This window comes from Rhizobium sp. NLR22b (assembly GCF_019685295.1).
In the GTDB taxonomy this organism is placed as follows: Bacteria; Pseudomonadota; Alphaproteobacteria; order Rhizobiales; family Rhizobiaceae; genus Rhizobium.
The window spans coordinates 1-17647 of the sequence record NZ_JABDWM010000027.1 but is presented as its reverse complement, the minus strand read 5'-3'; the positions used below and the strand labels follow the sequence as shown (position 1 = coordinate 17647).

18 protein-coding genes and 1 pseudogene are annotated in these 17647 nt (G+C 61.9%); 8 read left to right on the top strand and 11 right to left on the bottom strand.

Features of this window, described 5'->3' with window-relative positions:
• The first annotated feature begins 20 nt into the window (after positions 1-20).
• From hisC to HJC00_RS29390, 3 genes are read left to right on the top strand one after another with little or no spacing between them, the layout of a single operon-like run.
• Positions 21-1130, top strand: coding sequence for a histidinol-phosphate transaminase (gene hisC / locus HJC00_RS29400; protein WP_221165046.1), 1110 nt, complete (start codon positions 21-23; stop codon positions 1128-1130).
• Positions 1127-2053 (top strand): prephenate/arogenate dehydrogenase family protein, encoded by a 927-nt coding sequence (locus tag HJC00_RS29395; RefSeq protein ID WP_210632887.1) that lies wholly within the window; start codon positions 1127-1129, stop codon positions 2051-2053. Before hisC ends, HJC00_RS29395 begins: the two co-directional genes overlap by 4 nt.
• A gap of 9 nt (positions 2054-2062) precedes the next feature.
• The gene (locus HJC00_RS29390; protein WP_221123588.1) at positions 2063-2482 is read left to right on the top strand and encodes a GNAT family N-acetyltransferase; all 420 of its coding nucleotides are present in this window, start codon (positions 2063-2065) and stop codon (positions 2480-2482) included.
• A 28-nt stretch (positions 2483-2510) separates the two neighbouring features.
• On the opposite strand, the gene HJC00_RS29385 is transcribed toward HJC00_RS29390, so the two are convergent.
• Positions 2511-3527, bottom strand: a complete 1017-nt coding sequence (locus HJC00_RS29385; RefSeq protein ID WP_221165045.1) for a DUF2125 domain-containing protein — start codon at positions 3525-3527, stop codon at positions 2511-2513.
• Positions 3528-3576: 49 nt separating this feature from the next.
• Between HJC00_RS29385 and HJC00_RS29380 the strand changes: the two genes are divergently transcribed.
• Entirely contained in the window at positions 3577-4107 is a 531-nt protein-coding gene (locus HJC00_RS29380) for a gamma-glutamylcyclotransferase (RefSeq protein ID WP_210632884.1), read from the top strand.
• On the opposite strand, the gene HJC00_RS29375 is transcribed toward HJC00_RS29380, so the two are convergent.
• The 4 genes from HJC00_RS29375 to ftsE form a co-directional block, all read right to left on the bottom strand.
• On the bottom strand, positions 4108-4905 hold the full coding sequence (locus tag HJC00_RS29375) for a 1-acyl-sn-glycerol-3-phosphate acyltransferase (protein WP_210632883.1): 798 nt from the start codon (positions 4903-4905) through the stop codon (positions 4108-4110). It abuts the gene before it with no gap.
• A gap of 87 nt (positions 4906-4992) precedes the next feature.
• Complete coding sequence (locus HJC00_RS29370) at positions 4993-5709, bottom strand: YdcF family protein (protein ID WP_221165044.1); 717 nt, start codon at positions 5707-5709, stop codon at positions 4993-4995.
• A gap of 66 nt (positions 5710-5775) precedes the next feature.
• Positions 5776-6795 (bottom strand): ABC transporter permease, encoded by a 1020-nt coding sequence (locus tag HJC00_RS29365; protein ID WP_210632881.1) that lies wholly within the window; start codon positions 6793-6795, stop codon positions 5776-5778.
• On the bottom strand, positions 6788-7447 hold the full coding sequence (gene ftsE / locus HJC00_RS29360) for a cell division ATP-binding protein FtsE (protein WP_064805284.1): 660 nt from the start codon (positions 7445-7447) through the stop codon (positions 6788-6790). The genes HJC00_RS29365 and ftsE overlap by 8 nt, the downstream gene beginning before the upstream one ends.
• 206 nt (positions 7448-7653) lie before the next feature.
• Here ftsE and HJC00_RS29355 point away from each other — a divergent pair, with 206 nt between their 5' ends.
• From HJC00_RS29355 to HJC00_RS29345, 3 genes are all read left to right on the top strand, one after another.
• A complete protein-coding gene (locus tag HJC00_RS29355) occupies positions 7654-8307 on the top strand; it encodes a hypothetical protein (RefSeq protein ID WP_221165043.1) in 654 nt (217 codons plus the stop codon).
• Positions 8308-8436: 129 nt separating this feature from the next.
• Complete coding sequence (hpt, locus tag HJC00_RS29350) at positions 8437-8979, top strand: hypoxanthine phosphoribosyltransferase (RefSeq protein WP_064805282.1); 543 nt, start codon at positions 8437-8439, stop codon at positions 8977-8979.
• Between the two features lie 135 nt (positions 8980-9114).
• Positions 9115-9474, top strand: a complete 360-nt coding sequence (locus HJC00_RS29345) for a response regulator (protein ID WP_010028815.1) — start codon at positions 9115-9117, stop codon at positions 9472-9474.
• A 145-nt stretch (positions 9475-9619) separates the two neighbouring features.
• Here the strand turns inward: HJC00_RS29345 and HJC00_RS29340 are convergent, their stop codons facing one another.
• The 4 genes from HJC00_RS29340 to argH form a co-directional block, all read right to left on the bottom strand.
• Positions 9620-12289: a TIGR02302 family protein gene (locus tag HJC00_RS29340; RefSeq protein ID WP_221165042.1), complete on the bottom strand. Its 2670-nt coding sequence runs from the start codon at positions 12287-12289 to the stop codon at positions 9620-9622.
• A gap of 268 nt (positions 12290-12557) precedes the next feature.
• Positions 12558-13826, bottom strand: coding sequence for a diaminopimelate decarboxylase (lysA, locus tag HJC00_RS29335; protein WP_221165041.1), 1269 nt, complete (start codon positions 13824-13826; stop codon positions 12558-12560).
• 12 nt (positions 13827-13838) lie between these two features.
• On the bottom strand, positions 13839-14033 hold the full coding sequence (locus tag HJC00_RS29330; protein WP_003582619.1) for an LPS translocon maturation chaperone LptM: 195 nt from the start codon (positions 14031-14033) through the stop codon (positions 13839-13841).
• Between the two features lie 153 nt (positions 14034-14186).
• The gene (gene argH / locus HJC00_RS29325; protein WP_221147766.1) at positions 14187-15590 is read right to left on the bottom strand and encodes an argininosuccinate lyase; all 1404 of its coding nucleotides are present in this window, start codon (positions 15588-15590) and stop codon (positions 14187-14189) included.
• A gap of 24 nt (positions 15591-15614) precedes the next feature.
• Between argH and tlpA the strand changes: the two genes are divergently transcribed.
• A complete protein-coding gene (gene tlpA / locus HJC00_RS29320; RefSeq protein ID WP_210632876.1) occupies positions 15615-16277 on the top strand; it encodes a thiol:disulfide interchange protein TlpA in 663 nt (220 codons plus the stop codon).
• A gap of 177 nt (positions 16278-16454) precedes the next feature.
• On the opposite strand, the gene HJC00_RS29315 is transcribed toward tlpA, so the two are convergent.
• Together HJC00_RS29315 and HJC00_RS29310 are read right to left on the bottom strand one after the other, a co-directional pair.
• Positions 16455-17336 carry a 3-hydroxybutyryl-CoA dehydrogenase gene (locus HJC00_RS29315; protein WP_011426994.1) on the bottom strand — a complete coding sequence of 294 codons (882 nt, stop codon included), beginning with the start codon at positions 17334-17336 and terminating at the stop codon, positions 16455-16457.
• Positions 17337-17483: 147 nt separating this feature from the next.
• Positions 17484-17647, bottom strand: a pseudogene (locus HJC00_RS29310) (electron transfer flavoprotein subunit alpha/FixB family protein); the annotation flags it as partial.

Here is a 17647-nt window from a genome sequence, read left to right as displayed (position 1 = left end):
CGGAAATCCAAGGTCGACCCATGAGCGTTGAGATCAGCAAGCCCGTTCCGCGTCCCGGTATTCTCGATATCGCATCCTATGTGCCGGGCAAGGAACATGCGCCGGGTGTCGCCCGCGTTTACAAGCTCTCCTCCAACGAAACGCCGCTCGGCGCCAGCCCGAAGGCGATCGAGGCCGTCAAAGCAGCTGCCGACAATCTGGGACGTTATCCCGACGGGCAGGCGATCGAACTGCGCGAAGCGATCGCCGCTGTGCATGGCCTCAATCCGGCAAACATCCTTTGCGGCAATGGTTCCGACGAGCTGCTCGGCCTGCTGTGCCATGTCTATCTGGGCGCCGGCGATGAAGGCATCATCACCGAGCATGGCTTCCTCGTCTACAAGATCCAGATCATGGGCACGGGCGCCACGCCCGTCGTCGTCAAGGAGAAGGACTATACGGTCGACGTCGACGCGATCCTGGCGGCGGTGACGGAAAGGACGAAGATCGTCTTCATCGCCAATCCAGGCAACCCCACCGGTACATACGTTCCCGTCAGCGAAATCCGCCGTCTGCAGGCCGGGCTGCCGAAACACGTCGTCCTTGTGCTCGATGCGGCCTATGCCGAATATGTGCGCCGCAACGATTATGAAGCCGGCATAGAGGTCGTGTCTTCCAGCTCCAACGTGGTGATGACCCGCACCTTTTCGAAAGCCTATGGTCTTGCGGCTCTGCGCGTCGGCTGGATGTATGCGCCCGCCGAGATCGTCGATGCCGTGAACCGTGTCCGCGCTCCGTTCAACCTGAATGCGGCCGCGATCGCCGCCGGCGCCGCGGCCATCCGCGACCAGGCCTTCGTCCAGCAGGCCGTCTCTTTCAACCAGATGTGGGTGGAGACGCTCACCGAGGCCCTAGAAGCGATCGGGCTGAACGTGACGCCCTCCGTCGCCAATTTCGTCCTCATTCATTTTCCTGACGTTGACGGCAGGCGCGCGGCCGATGCCGACGAGCTCCTGACGAGCCGCGGCTACATCCTGCGCGCCGTGCGCAGTTACGGCTTTTCCAATGCGCTGCGGATGAGCATCGGTCCTGAAGAGGCCAATCGCGGCGTCATGGCCACGCTGCGTGAGTTCATGGGACGGCAGGCATGAGTGTGCTGTTCGATCGCATCGCGCTGATCGGCATCGGGCTGATTGGCTCCTCGCTTGCCCACGACATCCGGCGGCTCGGGCTTACCAAAGAGATCGTCGTCGCAACGCGCAGTGCCGAGACGTTGAAGCGCGCCGAAGAGCTCGGCCTCGGCGACCGCTATACGACCTCTTCGGCCGATGCTGTTCGAGATGCCGACCTCATCATCGTTTCGGTGCCGGTCGGCGCTTCGGAAGGCGTAGCGAAGGAAATCGCCGGCAATCTCAAGTCCGGCGCTATCGTCACCGATGTCGGCTCCACCAAAGCGTCTGTGATCGCGCAAATGCAGCCGCATATGCCTGACGACGTGCATTTCATCCCCGGCCATCCGCTGGCCGGCACGGAAAAATCCGGCCCGGATGCCGGTTTCCCCGGCCTCTTCGAAGGCCGTTGGTGCATCTTCACGCCGGTTCCGGGTACCGACGAGACGGCGCTGAAGCGGCTGCGCGGCTTCTGGGAAGCGGTCGGATCGAAGGTCGACGAGATGGATGCGGAGCATCACGACAAGGTGCTCGCGATCGTTTCGCATCTGCCGCACATCATCGCCTACAACATCGTCGGCACCGCCGACGATCTGGAGACGGTGACGGAGTCCGAGGTCATCAAATATTCGGCATCCGGCTTTCGCGATTTCACCCGTCTCGCCGCTTCCGACCCGACGATGTGGCGCGACGTCTGCCTGCACAATCGTGATGCCATCCTCGAAATGCTGGCGCGCTTCTCGGAGGATCTCGCCTATCTGCAGCGCGCGATCCGCTGGGGCGAGGGCGACAAGATCTTCGAACTCTTCACCCGCACGCGCGCCATCCGTCGCTCGATCATCCAGGCTGGCCAGGATGTCGACGCGCCCGATTTCGGCCGCCCCCACGCGCTTGATAAGAAGTAGCGGCTAGCGATGGCGGAGGTGGCGAGCGCGAGCCAGGCGGAGGTCGACTGGTTGACGCGCGAGGATGCCACTGCAGGCAAGGCATGGGTCTCGCGATGCGTGGCGTTCGGTGAATATCTCGTCGCCAGGCAGGCCGGGGAGATCGTCGGCTTCCTGCGTTTCTCCCGCTTCTGGGGCAGGATTCCCTATATGGAAATGATCCGCGTCCTGCCCGAATACCGCCGGTCGGGCATCGGCACCGCGTTGTTTCTTGCTTGGGAAGGAGCGATGCGCGGTGAGGGCGCTCGCCTGCTGATGACGTCGAGCGAATGCGACGAGAGCCGGCCGCAGGACTGGCATCGCCGCAATGGATTTGCCGAAATCGGCGCGATCGAGCTGCCTGGCCTGCAATCGGTGCCTGAGGTGTTTTTCATGAAGCGGATCGATTAGGGCCTTCCAGCACTCTGACCCGGAAGTCTTAGATCGGCGGGATCTGGCCGAGCGGAATGAAGCCGCTGACGGTGGCATTGCCGCGGTCGACGACGAGATCGACCGAGACCTTGTCTCTGCCGCCGGCCAGCGCCTTCAGCATCTTCGTCGCCGTGTTGACGGTCGAGTCAATATCCGGGAAGGCCTGTTTCAGGCTGTCGCCCCAGGGGCCGAGCCGTTCGATTTCCAGCTTGAATTTTCCGGAGAGAAAGCCCTGCTCGTCGAAGGAAAAGGGGCCGGTGAGCGTCATCACCTTACCGTCGCCGATATCGGCAACGACGCGACGCAGTTCGCCGGCTGAACCATTGAGGCCGTTCGGGTCGCTGCCGTCGATCAGGCCGGCTTTTCCGGCAATCGTGAGATCGATACTGGCGGAGAGTTTCGGGAAGAGCCGCGGCCAATCCTTGATCGCCGTGTTCGCATCCTGCACCGAGATTGCACCGTCGAGATCGGCGCCGTTTTGGCGCAGGTGAATTTCGGTGCGAGCTGCATCGAAGCTGATGGTCTGACCGGTATAGGAGGAAACCGCCGTCGCCTTAAGACCCTCGATGACGGTGGAGCTGTGATCAACGCCCTGCAGCTTGGTCGTCAGGCTCGCCTGCAGATTCGCCCATTGGGCAGAGACCGAAAGGCCGTTTGTGGTGCGGATTTCGGCCGGCGAATCGAGCTCCCAGACGATATGGCTCGGCGCATAGACCTGTGCGGCGGAGCGCAATGCGCCAAAGGTGGCGGAGACGCCGTTGACATTGTCGTCGACATCGACCTTGGAGCAGAACAGACCGATGCGGAAAGGATAGCCGCGGAATTCGATATCGGAGCATTCGCCGGTGACGCCTGCCTGATCGCGCGGCGCGATTGCTTTCAGCACCGTCGCTTTCAAAGCCGATGCGGCATAAAACCAGCCGCCGGTATAAAGCGCGATCACCAGGAGGATGCCTCCGCCCAGCAACGAGAATTTCTTGCTGTTGCCGGTTTGGCTGCTGCCGGATCGGCTTGACGCTGCCATGATGTTCTCCAATGGTGAATCGCAAAGTGATTCCGGTCTGGCGTGCGATATGGACGAATTTTGGGTGTTTGGCTACGGCTCGCTGATGTGGAATCCGGGCTTCGAGTTCCTAGAGCGGGCAGAAGCTCTGGTGCATGGTTACAGGCGTTCGCTATGCGTCCGATCCTTCGTTCATCGCGGCACGCGCGACAATCCGGGCCTGGTGCTCGGTCTCGACAGGGGCGGAGCTTGCCGCGGCATGGCGTTCCGTGTTTCGGCGCACAAATGGGGCGAGGTAATCGATTATCTCCGCGCCCGCGAACTCGTCACCAATGTCTATCTGGAGCGCCGGGTTCGGCTGCAGTTTGCCGGCGGCCGCCGAACGGAAGCGGTGACCTACATCGCTGATCGCGACCACGAGCAATATGCCGGCACGCTCGACGCGGTTGCGGCCGCGCGGGTGGTGAACGAAGCCAGGGGGCAGTCAGGCCCGAACGATGCCTATGTCTTCAACACACTTGCGCACCTGAAACAGATGGGCATTCGCGACCCGTGGCTGGAGCAGGTCGGCAACGAGGTGGAGCGGCTGCGGGCCGGCTGATCAGACCGTCGCCGCCTTCACTTTGCGCAGCTCGGCCAGCCGAGCGATCGCTGTCGGCGGCAACGGCAGATGCGGATTGCGTTCGATGGTATCGATGAGGAGCTCGTCGCTCGCCCGCTCCGTGACCTCGATCAGCTGAGCGAAGAAAGCATCCGGATCCATTCCCGGCATGATCGGCGGCAGGATCCTGACCTTGAAATGGCCGGGATAACGACGGACGCTCCGCCGCGGCCAGAAGAGGCCGGGATGCATCGCAACCGGCACGACGGGAATGCCAAGATCGCGGTACATGCGGGCGATGCCGTATTTATAGACCGGCTCCGCACCCGGCGGGCGGCGGGTGCCCTCAGGATAGATGATCAGCTGGCGGCCGGTCGAAAGCTCTTCCCTAGTGCGTTTCAGCACCTCTACCATCACTTTGCCGCGGGCGCCGCGATCGACCGGGATCATGCGCTGCTTCTTCGCATACCAGCCAAAGAGCGGAATCCACATCAGCTCGCGCTTCAGGATGTAGACCGGATCCTTGAGGTTGGGCAGCAGCGCATAGGTGTCCCAGAAGGACTGGTGCTTCGGCGCCAGGATAAAACTGCCCTCAGGCAGGTTCTGCAACCCCTCGATCTCGAAGGTCGTCCCGACGATCATGCGCATCAGCCAATGGTTGGAGCGCGCCCAATTCTTTGGAATCGCGTAGGCCGTCAGGCGCGGCACCACGAAATAATAGGGCGAGAGCACGATCATCCGGATGATGAGATTGGCATAGAAGATCGTGTTGAAGAGGACGGAACGCAGGGCGATCATGAAATTATCCCGAGGCATGCTCATGCGACCGGCCTACACGATATTGCCCGTCATAAAAAGCGTTTGATGCCGCCGTGATGCAAAAGCTCAGTCTGAGGGGGATACGGCTGCCGAGCGCAGTCCGGTATGGCGGCCGAAGCCGGTGATGTTGCGGGCGCTTGTTAACAGCACCTTTGCATATTCGGCGAGCATGACGCGCATTGCGTTCGGGTCGGTAAACCAGTTGCGGGTCTTCAAATCCGAATTGACCACCGGATAGGGGATGAATTCGATGTCCGGATCGACATAGGAGAGTTCTGCGAGGCTGCGCGGCATATGATAATTGTTGGTGACGACGAGAATGCTTCTGTATCCCCTGGCGTGGATCCAGTTGGAGGTTTCCTCGGCGTTGCCGATCGTGTCTATCGCATCATGGCCGATATCAACGCAGCAGGAGAAAAGATCGGCCGAGCCTTGCGTCATCTTGCGAATCTGCGCTGGCGTGGTCGTCGGGTGGACGCCCGAGATCAGCAGTCGTTTGCCTGCCCCCTTCTGCAGCAATTCCACGGCCTGGTCGATGCGCTGGTAGCCGCCTGTCAGCACGACGATCGCATCCGCCTTCGGCTCGACCGGGGGCCTGAGCGTTGTCACGGAATCGGCAAACCGCAGAAAGCCGCCGAACACCAGAGCGATCGCCAGAACGCAGCCAAAGCCACCCCAGCGCAGCAGGCGGCGGATTGGACCACGCCGCGGCGGCAGGCCCGCCGGACGATCAAGCTCCGGGTCCTGCCGAATCGGATTGCGTGTCGTATCGCCCATGGTCATGAATCGTGATTATACGCTGATTGCGGCGCGGAACAGACGCTTTCACGATAAAACGGCATGGCACGATCAACTTGCGATGCCGTCGGTGCGTGTCGGATCCGAACGCAATGTATCGATTTCATAGATCGTCCGCATGACGGTCAGCCGCGCCGTGACGGTCGTCAGGAGCGCGATGACGATCATCGTCGCGAAGATGCCGGCATAACCGAGTACGCCGACGGAGAAGGTGCCGAACAGCGCCGTTGCCTGATCTGTTTCCGGTGTTGCCAGCGTGCGGCTCTGCCAGAAGCCGGCGGTGGCAAAGAAAAGAGCCGCAAGCGCGCTGCCGATCGCCGAGCCCTTGAAGCTGATCTTCAGAAAATGCTTCTGAAATTCGGTAGCGACGAAGGAGCTCTCGGCACCGACGAAATGCAGCACTTCGACGATGTGGCGGTTGCCCGACAGTGCACCGCGCGTGGCGAAGACGACGGTCAGCACCATTGCCGAGAAAACCAGGAGCAGGACGCCGGTGCCGATCAGCACCGTCGTGTGCGCCATGGAGACCAGGCGGTCGACCCAGGTGCGGTGATCGTCGAGGCTCGCCTGCGGGATGCTGTCCTTCAGGAGGCTCCGCATCGCGTCGAAATCCGGCGGATTGCTTTCGTCGATCGTGATGACGACGAGACGGGGAACAGGCAGATCCTTGAGATCGAGGCCGGGGCCGAGCCAAGGTTCGAGCAACCGGGCGGTGGCTGCCTCGTCGACGATCTGGCCGCTCTTGGTGCCGACGAATGTCAGCGCCAGGTCGCGTGCCTGCGTCAGCGCCTTTTCCATGTCGAGATTGTCGTCCGGCTTGATCTGGATGGTGATCTCGCGGGAGATCTGGCTCTCCCAGCTTGCTGCCGTCGAACGCACCATGCTGACGCCGCCGAGCGTCAGGCAGGCGAGAAAGGCCATGATCGATATGACCACCATCAAGGCGTTGCCCTGGATATTGGAAGGCGGAAGGATCGGCGCGGTCGGGCGCACGCGCATTTCCGGGCGCTTCTGCTGGGCGGCAGGCTGGGCTGGCGCCTTCTCTCGGTTCCTGGACGGGGGCTCAGTCATAGATATCGAGATGCCCCTCCGAGAGGATCATACGGCGGGCTTCCACCTGTTCCATCAGCGTCAGGTCATGGGTGGCGATGACGACAGCCGTACCAAGCCGATTGAGTTCGAGGAAAAGATTGAGCAGGCGCCTCGCCATCGGCGGGTCGACATTGCCCGTCGGCTCGTCGGCCAGCAGGACTTCCGGCCTGTCCATCAGCGCCCGGGCGATAGCGGCGCGCTGCTTCTCTCCGCCGGAGAGGACCGGCGGCAGCACGTTGATGCGTTCGCCGAGGCCGACCCATTTCAAGAGTTCCAGAACGTCGGTCTTGTAGGAGCTTTCCTCCTTGCCGCGCACCCGCAAGGGCAAAGCGACATTCTCATAGGTCGTGAGATGGTCGAGCAGGCGAAAATCCTGGAAGACGATGCCGACGCGCCGGCGTAGCAGCGGCAACTCCGGCCGGGGGATTTCGGAAATGTCGCGCCCGAACATGCGGATCAGGCCACGTGTCGGCTGCAGCGACATGAAGAGCAGCCGCAGCAGCGAGGTCTTGCCGGCACCGGATGGGCCGGTCAGGAACTGAAAGGATTTTTTCGGAATGTCGAAGGTCAGGTCCCGGAGGATTTCCGGGCCCATGCCATAGCGCAAACCGACATTCTCGAAGTGGATCAACGGGCAACTCAGTCTGTTCTTGGTTTCACCGCGTGACTTGTTAACCAACACCGTTAACAGCCGGTAAATTTTGCCGGAAAGACGCCCGTTTGGCGGCAATCTTTGCGAAGCATTAACCATTAAAATTTACGACTGAGGAGGATTCGTTTCAATGCCAAGATTTCTTGCGGCAGCGAAACCATGTGGACATCTGCGGGGCAGCCACCATGGAAGCATCCTCCTTCAGCCGCCGGACACCGGGTCAGGCCTATGATTTCCTGCCGCCCGAACCCGCACGCCGCCAGTATCGTTCAACACGTCCTGCCGATGTTTCCGACGCCAAATTCGTGACGGTCGGCAAAACCCGGCCGAAGGACTTCGGCCCCAGGATCCATAACGACAACAGCAGGCGCATGGCGGCAGCGCGCGTTACACCGCCGCCGCTCCTGCTGGCGATGGCTGCTTCCGCTCTGCGAAGGGCGGAATCCTGGCTGCAGCGGGCGTCGCTGCGCAGCTTCGCGGGACTGGTGCTGGCGCTCGCCGTGCTCGCTTTCGGGCTCGCAGGCGGCTTTTCCGGCCTTTCCGCCGCGGGGGCCTCCTCCGGAGCGCCGCTGCATTTCACCCATGTCACCGTGACACCGCGTGATGCGAACGGCATGCGCGTGCTCGTCATCAACGGCATCATCGAAAACGAAAGCGGCACCACGCAGACGGTGCATCCGATTCGCGCCGATCTGGTGGCGGACGAACGGCTGACGGCAAGTGTCGTCATCGACCCGCCCGCCGACGTCATCTACGGCGGCCAAAGCCGTGGCTTTTCGGCCCGAGTCCAGCACGCCGGCGGAAAATTGCCCGAGGTCCGGCTTTCCTTCCTGCCGTAGAAATAACGCGATTCGTGATGGCTTTCCGCCGCAAGATGCGCCGATCCCGTTGATTTCCTGACCGGCGAGGCTGTTTCAGGCGCGCATATGTGCTAACGGCTTACCCTTCTTTTCATGGAGCAAGCCCTTATGCCTGTTGTGCGCGGAAAAAACATCGAGCCGCTCTTCACCGCCGAGCAGATCGCGGAGCGCAATCATGCCATGGCGCGGGAGATCGCCAACGGGCCGACCAAGGACCTGCTCGTCATTGCCGTGCTCAAGGGCTCCTTCATCTTCGCCGCCGACCTGATCCGCGCCCTGCACGACACCGGGCTTGCCCCCGAGGTCGAGTTCATCACGCTGTCGAGCTACGGCACCGGCACGGTTTCGCAGGGCGTGCGCATCGTCAAGGATATCGACAGCGACGTGCATGGCCGAGACGTCCTCCTGATCGACGATATTCTCGAGTCCGGCCGGACGCTGCTCTTTGCCAAGGAACTGCTCTTCGAACGTGGCGCGCGCAACGTGACGATCGCCGTGCTGCTCGACAAGCGGGTCAAGCGCAAGGAAAAGCTGGAGGCCGATTATGTCGGCTTCGAATGTCCCGATTACTTCGTCGTCGGCTACGGTATGGACGTTGCCTACGCGTTTCGCGAACTGCCCTTCGTCGGTGTGGTGACCGGCGACGCCTGAGGAATGCAGGCGTCGCTCCCTTGCCGCGTGAAGACGGGTTGTTAACCATCTCGTCCATCGCTTCACCATCTTTACCGATCGAAAAGGAAAGTCTGGTGATTTCCGTCGCGGGGCTGAAGACGGAGCAATGCACATATGGCAAGAATTCTGATTACGGAAGACGAGGACTCCCTGCGGTCTTTCGTAGCCCGGGCCTTGCGGCTCGACGGTCACGAGACCGATGAGGCGGCCGACGGCGCCGAGGGGCTGGAGAAGCTGAAGGACGGGGTCTACGATCTGCTGCTGTCGGACATCCGCATGCCCGTGATGGACGGAATCGAACTCGCCCATCAGGCGAAAGACGCCTTCCCCGCTTTGAAGATCCTGCTGATGACCGGCTATGCCGAGCAGCGCGAGCGCGCCGACGACCTCGCAGAAAAAATCATCGACGTCGTCGCCAAGCCATTTGCGCTTCCCGATATTCGCAAGGCTGTCGCCCGGGCACTCGTCGCTTAACCTGATATTGATGACGCAAGAGCGGTTCAGCTTTTTCTGAAGCGCAGAACCGCTCTATTCTTTTGGACTTAAGCAATTCCCGGCAAAAGCGCTTCGCGCTTTGCCTGGGAAAACCGCTTTGTACTTTTCCTGGAATTGCTCTCGCCTACTGGATATCCAGGAGCCGTTCGAGATATCGCCGTTCCATCTCTTGTGGCGGATTGTTGCCGAGCTTCTCGCGAATCGCATCGAGGATTTCCCGCGCGCGCTGGACGTCGATCTCATCCGGCACCTTCACACCGTCGTCGCCGAGATAGCCGTTGCTCATGCGCGGTCGTCCCAGTGGATCGCGGCCGTTCTGATCGCCTTGGCCGACTTGGCCATTCGGGCCCTGTCCCTGCTGGCCCCGTTGCGCCTGCATCATCTGGTTCATCATGTCGCGGGCCCCCTGGCGAAGGGCTTCAAGCGCGCGGCCCTGGTTCTCGACGGCCGTGTCGCCGCGGCCCTGGCCGAGTTCGCGGCCGGCGCCCTCCATCTCGCGTTGAGCCTGGCCGAAGCCGGGACCGGGCTTCATGCCCATTTCGCCGAGTTTTTTCTGCAATTCGCCGAGCTGCTTGTCGAGGCCATCCTGCCGGGCGCGCAACTGTTTCAGCGCTTCCCTGAGCTGCTCGGCCGTCATCTGGTCGGAAGGTCGCTGGCCCTGACCTTGCTGGCGCTGGTCTTGCTGCCCTTGCTGCTGATCCTGCGGCTCGCCATTCTCTCCCGGCATCATCTCGTCGAGCAGCGGATCGTTTTCGCCCATATCGGATTCGCCACGCTGCATGCGGTCCTTGAGCTGCTGATCGAGGCGGAAGGTTTCTTCCATCAGCTTCTGCTGATCGCGCAGGATCTCGCCGAGCTTATCGATCTGCTTGCGGGCTTCGCTGTTTTCCTGACCCTGCTGGCCCCGCTGCGGCCGGCCGGCCTGCAGGTTGTTCATCATGCGCTGCAATTCCGACAGCATCTGCTGCGCCGCGTCGCGATTGCCGGAGCGGGCGAGATTTTCGATCTGGTCCATCATCCGTTCCAGATCCTGCTGGCGCAGGATGTTCTGCGCATTCTGGTTCGGCTGCATCGTCGGGGCGTTCTGCATGCGCTGGGCAAGCTCGCTCAGGTAATCCTGCATCGCCTTGCGCAGCTCGTCCATCAGCTTCCTGATCTCTTCGTCGGGGGCGTTGCGGTTCAACGCATCGGCAAGCTTCTGCTGGGCGTCGCGCAGCTTGCGTTCGGCAAGCGAAAGATCGCCGTCCTCCATGCCGAGCGCAATCTCCCAGAGATATTGGGCCGTATCCTTCAGCGCCTCCTCGCCTTTTGCCAGCTTCATGCGGGCCAAGGCCGATTGCAGCAGCAGGTAGTTGGTAAGCTTGGGGATGGTCTCCTCGGGACGGATGGTCAGCGCCTCGTTCAGCGCGATCGCCTGCGGCATCTTACGGGTATCGAGCGCGAAAACCTGCCGTTCCTCGGCGACGGCTGCGGCAAGCGGCTCGCTGAAAGGCCGCGAGGGCAGCGTCATCTCATAGGGCGGGCTGCGGCCGGTCTGGCCGGCGGCATCCTTGGCGACGAGGGTAATGCGCACCGGCTTGCCGGCAAGCGGATGTTCGGTCAGATTCCGGCTGGTCACGCCCTTGGCGTCGCGGGCGTTGCGGCGGGGAATATCCAGCCGGTACTCCGGCAGCGGATAGAGCGGCGTCGCCGTCGGATCGGCCTCGACGGGAATAATCTCCGCATGGGCCTCCTGGACGCCGTAGTCATCCTTGACGGTGAAGCCGATTTCCAGCGCGCCATTGACGCTGACCTTCGGCATGCCATCAAAGGCGATTTCGGGTGCCTTGTCAGGCAGCACGTCGAAGCTCCAGCGGCGACCATTGACCTCGAGCGCGCCGTTTTCCTCAAGCTTCATCACATGCGTCTGCGCGACGAGGGCATTGTTGGCAGGCGCGCCGGCCGTCGGCTGCTCGCCGGCAGGTGCAGGCACCTGCGGCGGCTTTGCGTCGGCCTGCAGGGCGATATCCCGCGCCTCGCCGTTCGCCTTGCGGAACACGACCTTTTCAGCCGTCTTTCCGCCGCTGACACGCACGGTGAGACCGGAAAACTGCGGAATGCCGATCGGTCCCTGTTCGCTGCCGTCCGCGGTCAAGTAAATCGGCGCGCGACCGGTATAGGAGGGCGGCGTCACCCAGGCGTCGATGCGCACCGCCGGATCGACCGCCACCTGCTCAGGCGCTGACTGCAATGCGTCGCCGATCGAGCCGCCGTTGAGCGACAGTGAATAGCCAAAAGCGGTGAAGAGCAGCAGAGCAGGGATGGCGCGCAGGGCGAAGCGGTCATGTGCGGCGATATCAGGCCGCGGCATGCCGGCGTCGAGTGCTGCGATATTTTCGGCCATGCGCACCTGGTGCTCACGCCAAAGTGCCCGCGAAAAGGGCGTGTCGTAGGCCGGTTCGTCTTCCTGGACGGCAACTGGCTGGTGCGGCAGGCCGTTGCGCTCTTCCAGCATGCGATCGGCTACAGCGGTTTTCGGCCAGCGCAGATGGCGGAAGGGGACAAGCGAGACGAGGAACGCCGCGGCAAAGGCGATCAGCAGCAGGATGCGCAGCCAGTCCGGTACGTTGCGGAAGATGCCGAACCAAGAGGCTGAGAGATAGAGGGCGACGATGCAGAGGACCGGCATCAGCAGCGGCAGCAACCGCTCGAAGAAGAGCACGGTGCGCGCCAGCAGGCGTTTCGTCGTTACCAGCCGGGCAAGCGAGGGCCGGAGCACAAATGCACCCTTGTTCCGCCTCGAGGGGCTTGTCATCGGGCCGGTCTCCGCGCTCTGGCGTTCTGGTACAGAGGGCGCTTCCGGCGATTGCGGGGCAATACGCTCATGAATGAAAGGATAACACTCTTTGTGGCGAAGGCGAGGGCGAACGGGCAGGAATACCGCCTTTTCACGTTTATTCGCCGAAAAGTGATGGCGCTGCTAAAGCGCGTCGCGATCATTCAGATTCGCTTCTTGCGCTTTAGCTCTTTGTTTTACGCATGTCGCTATCGCAAAACCGCTTCACACTTTTGCGCGACATGCTCTAGTCGAGCCAGGCCGGAACGGAATCCAGGCTGATCAGCTCAGCATAGGTCCTGCGCGGGCGAATCACATGAAAATCGCTGCCCTTGACCAGAACCTCGGGCACCAGCAGACGGCTATTATAGGTGCCGGCCTGCACCGCGCCATAGGCGCCGGCAGTGCTGACGGCCATCAGGTCGCCGGGCTTCGGCATCGCCATTTCGCGGTCGAGCGCCAGATAATCGCCCGTCTCGCAAACGGGGCCGACCACGTCGGCGCGGATGCGCGGCGCGTTCGCTGCCGAAATCGTCACCGGACGGATCTCGTGATAGGCCTCGTAGAGTGTCGGGCGGATGAGATCGTTCATCGCACCGTCGACGATGACGAAGGTCTTCTCGCCGCCGTCCTTCACGTACAGAACTTCGGTCACAAGGATGCCGGCATTCCCGACGATCAGCCGACCGGGTTCGGTGACGATCTTGCAGTTCAGGCCGCGCAGCTGGTTCTTAACGATCGCCGCATAGGCATCGGGCAGCGGCGGCGGATTGTTGTCATCCTTGTAGGGAACGCCAAGGCCGCCGCCGATGTCGACGTGATGGATGGAGTGGCCGTCGGCACGCAGCGTCGCGACGAGATCGCGCAGCAGCTTGAAGGCGTCGTCGAAGGGCTGCAGCTCGGTGATCTGGCTGCCGATATGCATGTCGATGCCGGTGACTTCGATGCCGGGCAGCTTGGCGGCATGGGCATAGATGGCGCGGGCGCGATCCCAGGAGATACCGAACTTGTTTCCCTTCTTGCCGGTCGAGATCTTCGCATGGGTCTTGGCATCGACATCAGGATTGATGCGGAAGGAGACCGGCGCCTTCTTGCCGACGTTGACAGCGCGCTGGTTGAGAATCTCGAGCTCAGGTTCGGATTCGACGTTGAAGCAGTAGATGCCGGCCTCGAGGGCGAAATCCATCTCCTGCGGCGTCTTGCCGACGCCCGAAAACATGATGCGGCTGGCCGGAATGCCGGCAGCAAGCGCACGGCGCAGTTCGCCTTCCGAGACGACGTCGATGCCGGCACCGAGGCGTCCCAGGGTCTTCAGCACGGCTTGGTTCGAGTTCGCCTTCATCGCGTAGCAAACCATGGAGTCGACATCGGCGAAGGCTTCCGAGAAAACGCGATAGTGGCGCTCCAGCGTTGCTGTGGAATAAACGTAGAACGGCGTGCCGACCGCCCTGGCGATCTCGGGAACGGGGACGTTCTCCGCGTAAAGGATGCCGTCGCGGTAATCGAAATGGTTCACGGGGTGCGCGCCTTAAAGGAGGGGGTCAAGAAGGAAGGGCTTATCAACGGTGCCGGGCTGTTTCGTCGGCTTGGAAACGTCGCCTTCCTTCGTCGCCGCAGCACTCGGCGGATCGAGATCACCCTTGCGTCCGCATCCGGCAACGGCAAGGCCGATGACGGCGAGCACCGCCGTCAGGCGGATGAGGTGCGGCAAGCTCTTCTGCATGGATATCCTCTTGTGCGGCGTATGGCTGATATCGTTCATTTCGAACGACGGGATCTTCATAGCGAAGTTTGTCCGCCTTGTGCACCCTGATTGTTGGACGGCATTCCCGCGCTTGCAGCAAGGGGGAGGCGGCTTTCAGCCTCCCCCTATCTCTCAATTGCGGGCGCGCCAGAAGGCAATCTGCTTGCGTACCTCGGAGGGCGCCGTGCCACCGAAGCTCTTGCGGCTGGCGACCGAGGCTTCCACCGTCAACACGTCGTAGACCTTGTCGGTGATCGCGGAATGGATCGCCTGCAGATCGGAGAGCGGCAGCTCGGCAAGATCGCAGCCCTCGCTTTCGGCGAGCGCCACGGCGCGACCGGTGACGTGATGGGCGTCACGGAAGGGCAGGCCCGCTTCGCGCACCAGCCAGTCGGCAAGATCGGTCGCCGTCGAAAAGCCGGAGCCGGCCGCCGCCTTCATGCGCGCTGTATTGACGGCCATGTCGCGCACCATGCCGGTCATGGCGGCGATTGCCAACTCCAGGCTCTCGGCCGCGTCGAAGACCTGCTCCTTGTCTTCCTGCATGTCCTTGGAATAGGCGAGCGGCAGGCCCTTCATGATCGTCAGCAGCGCGATCAGCGAGCCATTGATGCGGCCGGTCTTGGCGCGCACCAGTTCGGCCGCATCGGGGTTCTTCTTCTGCGGCATGATCGAGGAGCCGGTCGAGAAAGCGTCGGACAAGCGCACAAAGCCGAATTGCGGGGTCGACCAGATGACGATCTCTTCGGCGAGGCGCGACAGATGCATGCCCGTAATCGCGGCGATCGACAGGAATTCGATGGCGAAGTCGCGGTCGGAGACGGTGTCGATGGAGTTGCGGGTCGGCTCGCGGAAACCAAGCGCCTTGGCCGTCATGTGGCGATCGATCGGATAGCCGGTGCCGGCAAGGGCGGCCGCACCAATCGGGCTTTCGTCCAGGTGCTCGATGGCGTGGCGCACGCGCGAGCGGTCACGGCCGAACATTTCGACATAGGCCATGCAGTGATGGCCGAAGGTGACGGGCTGGGCGGTCTGCAGATGGGTAAAGCCCGGCATGACGCTTTCGGCATGTTCCTCGGCGCGGTCGAGGAAGGCGGCGATCAGGCCGGTGAGCATCTTCTCGGTCTTCTCGAGTTCTTCCTTCACCCAGAGGCGGAAGTCGAGCGCCACCTGGTCGTTGCGCGAGCGGGCGGTGTGCAGCCGGCCGGCCGCCGGTCCGATCAGCGTCGCCAGGCGCGCCTCGATATTCATGTGGATGTCTTCGAGCCGGCGCGAGAATTCGAAATTGCCGCTTTCGATTTCTGACAGGATCGTGTTTAGCCCGTGAACGATCTTGTCCCTATCGTCTGATGAAATGATCCCCTGATGGGCGAGCATCGTCGCATGGGCGACGGAACCGCGGATATCCTGCGCGAATAGCTTCTTGTCGAAACCGATCGAGGCATTTATCTCCTCCATGATCGCGTCCGGGCCGGAGGCGAAGCGCCCACCCCACATCTGGTTGGAGGATTTGGTGTCCGTATTGTTCTCGGCCATAAGATGCCCGTCCTGGAGAATGAAATGACGACGAAAAAACCATTCGGCCTGCCGTCCGGAAAACTGATCGCAATCGCCGCCGTCGCAGGTGTCGTTGCAGGTGCGGCAGCGGTATACGTGAAGGAGACGGGCATTGGCAATGGCATCGCCAGCAGCGCTTCAGCCGAATGCGCGCTGGCAAAGGAGCGCGCCGCCAATCTGGCGCCGCTCATGAAGGGGCAGGTCGCCGCCATGGTTGCCGCCAACGAGCCGCGCAAGCTGACCGCGGTTTCCTTCAACGAACCGGACGGTAAACCGCTGACGCTCGATCATTTCGCCGGCAGGACCGTTCTTCTCAATCTCTGGGCCACGTGGTGTGTGCCCTGTCGCGAGGAGATGCCGGCGCTGAACGCTCTGGAAAAGGAGATGGGCAGCGACAAGTTCCAGGTCGTGCCCGTCAATATCGACACTGGCAATGATGAAAAGCCGAAGAGTTTCCTTGCCGAGACCGGTGTCGATGCGCTGCAGCTTTACCGAGACAATACGATCGGCGTCTTCAACAGCTTGAAGAAGGAAGGTCTCGCTTTCGGCCTGCCGGTGACGCTGCTGCTCGACGACAAAGGCTGCCTGATCTCCGCCATGAACGGGCCTGCCGCCTGGGATAGTGAAGATGCAAAGGCGCTGATCAAGGCTGTGATCGGGTCGTGAGGATATTGCTCAGGAGTCTCCATCTCCTCTTATGAGGAAGACGCCCGCGAGTCCGATCAGGACGCAGCATTGCAGCAGGAACATGGGTGTTTCGGTCGACATGGCATTCCTCCCGTTCTCGGCAAGGAAAGCATTTCGCGGGCGTGCGGTCCACTCGCCCTTTCTGATGATGTCTGCTTATCGCGTCGGGACGGGCACTTCGCCACGATAATCATAGAAGCCGCGGCCGGATTTGCGTCCGAGCCAGCCGGCTTCGACATATTTCACCAGCAGCGGGCAGGGGCGATACTTCGAGTCCGCCAGGCCGTCATGCAGCACCTGCATGATCGACAGGCAGGTGTCGAGGCCGATGAAATCGGCAAGCTGCAGCGGCCCCATCGGATGGTTGGCGCCGAGCTTCATCGCCGTATCGATGGCGTCGACGGTGCCGACACCTTCGTAGAGCGTATAGATCGCCTCGTTGATCATCGGCAGCAGGATGCGGTTGACGATGAAGGCCGGGAAGTCCTCGGCGACGGTGACGGTCTTCTCCAGCGAGCCGACGAACTCCTTGGCGGCGGTGAAGGTCTTCTCATCGGTCGCAATGCCGCGCACCAGCTCGACCAGCTTCATGACAGGCACCGGGTTCATGAAATGTATGCCCATGAAGCGCTCGGCGCGGTCGGTGGCGGCAGCAAGCCGGGTGATGGAAAGCGAAGAGGTGTTGGTGGCCAGCAGCGCTTCCGGCTTCATCACCGGACAAACCTGGCTATAGATCTTGCGCTTGACGCTTTCGTCCTCGGTGGCCGCCTCGATGACGAGATCGGACGGGGCGAGATCGTTGACATCGGCGGAGCCTGATATGCGCGACAAGGTCGCCTTGCGTTCCTCGTCGGTCATCTTGCCGTTCGTCACCAGGCGGGCGAGATTGCCGTTGATGGTGGCGAGGCCGGATTCGATGCGGTCCTGTGAGAGATCGTAGATGTGGACCCGGTAACCTGCGGCGGCCGAAACATGCGCGATGCCGCAGCCCATCTGGCCGGCACCAATGATACCAATATTCTTCAACACCGCACTCATCTCCAAACCCCCGCTCGGCATTCGCCCCCGCGCTGCCGCATTATTAGCAATACTGCCGGACGAAGGATCGTCCGGCAGTATGTAGTAGACCGATAAAAGACAATTTTCCAGTCATTCGCAAGTGCGAAAGAAAGGCATTTGCCTCGCTCAGAGCGCCTTTTGCAATTCCGGCAGTGCTTCGAAGAGATCGGCGACGAGGCCATAGTCGGCGACCTGGAAGATCGGCGCCTCCTCGTCCTTGTTGATGGCGACGATCACCTTACTATCCTTCATGCCGGCGAGATGCTGGATGGCGCCGGAGATGCCGCAGG

Excerpts from the sequence above, each read along its gene's own strand:
- hisC (WP_221165046.1), top strand. The coding sequence starts at position 21 with ATGAGCGTTGAGATCAGCAAGCCCGTTCCGCGTCCCGGTATTCTCGAT.
- HJC00_RS29395 (WP_210632887.1), top strand. The coding sequence starts at position 1,127 with ATGAGTGTGCTGTTCGATCGCATCGCGCTGATCGGCATCGGGCTGATT.
- HJC00_RS29390 (WP_221123588.1), top strand. The coding sequence starts at position 2,063 with ATGGCGGAGGTGGCGAGCGCGAGCCAGGCGGAGGTCGACTGGTTGACG.
- HJC00_RS29385 (WP_221165045.1), bottom strand. The coding sequence starts at position 3,527 with ATGGCAGCGTCAAGCCGATCCGGCAGCAGCCAAACCGGCAACAGCAAG.
- HJC00_RS29380 (WP_210632884.1), top strand. The coding sequence starts at position 3,577 with ATGGACGAATTTTGGGTGTTTGGCTACGGCTCGCTGATGTGGAATCCG.
- HJC00_RS29375 (WP_210632883.1), bottom strand. The coding sequence starts at position 4,905 with ATGATCGCCCTGCGTTCCGTCCTCTTCAACACGATCTTCTATGCCAAT.
- HJC00_RS29370 (WP_221165044.1), bottom strand. The coding sequence starts at position 5,709 with ATGACCATGGGCGATACGACACGCAATCCGATTCGGCAGGACCCGGAG.
- HJC00_RS29365 (WP_210632881.1), bottom strand. The coding sequence starts at position 6,795 with ATGACTGAGCCCCCGTCCAGGAACCGAGAGAAGGCGCCAGCCCAGCCT.
- HJC00_RS29355 (WP_221165043.1), top strand. The coding sequence starts at position 7,654 with ATGGAAGCATCCTCCTTCAGCCGCCGGACACCGGGTCAGGCCTATGAT.
- hpt (WP_064805282.1), top strand. The coding sequence starts at position 8,437 with ATGCCTGTTGTGCGCGGAAAAAACATCGAGCCGCTCTTCACCGCCGAG.
- HJC00_RS29345 (WP_010028815.1), top strand. The coding sequence starts at position 9,115 with ATGGCAAGAATTCTGATTACGGAAGACGAGGACTCCCTGCGGTCTTTC.
- HJC00_RS29340 (WP_221165042.1), bottom strand. The coding sequence starts at position 12,289 with ATGACAAGCCCCTCGAGGCGGAACAAGGGTGCATTTGTGCTCCGGCCC.
- HJC00_RS29330 (WP_003582619.1), bottom strand. The coding sequence starts at position 14,033 with ATGCAGAAGAGCTTGCCGCACCTCATCCGCCTGACGGCGGTGCTCGCC.
- argH (WP_221147766.1), bottom strand. The coding sequence starts at position 15,590 with ATGGCCGAGAACAATACGGACACCAAATCCTCCAACCAGATGTGGGGT.
- tlpA (WP_210632876.1), top strand. The coding sequence starts at position 15,615 with ATGACGACGAAAAAACCATTCGGCCTGCCGTCCGGAAAACTGATCGCA.
- HJC00_RS29315 (WP_011426994.1), bottom strand. The coding sequence starts at position 17,336 with ATGAGTGCGGTGTTGAAGAATATTGGTATCATTGGTGCCGGCCAGATG.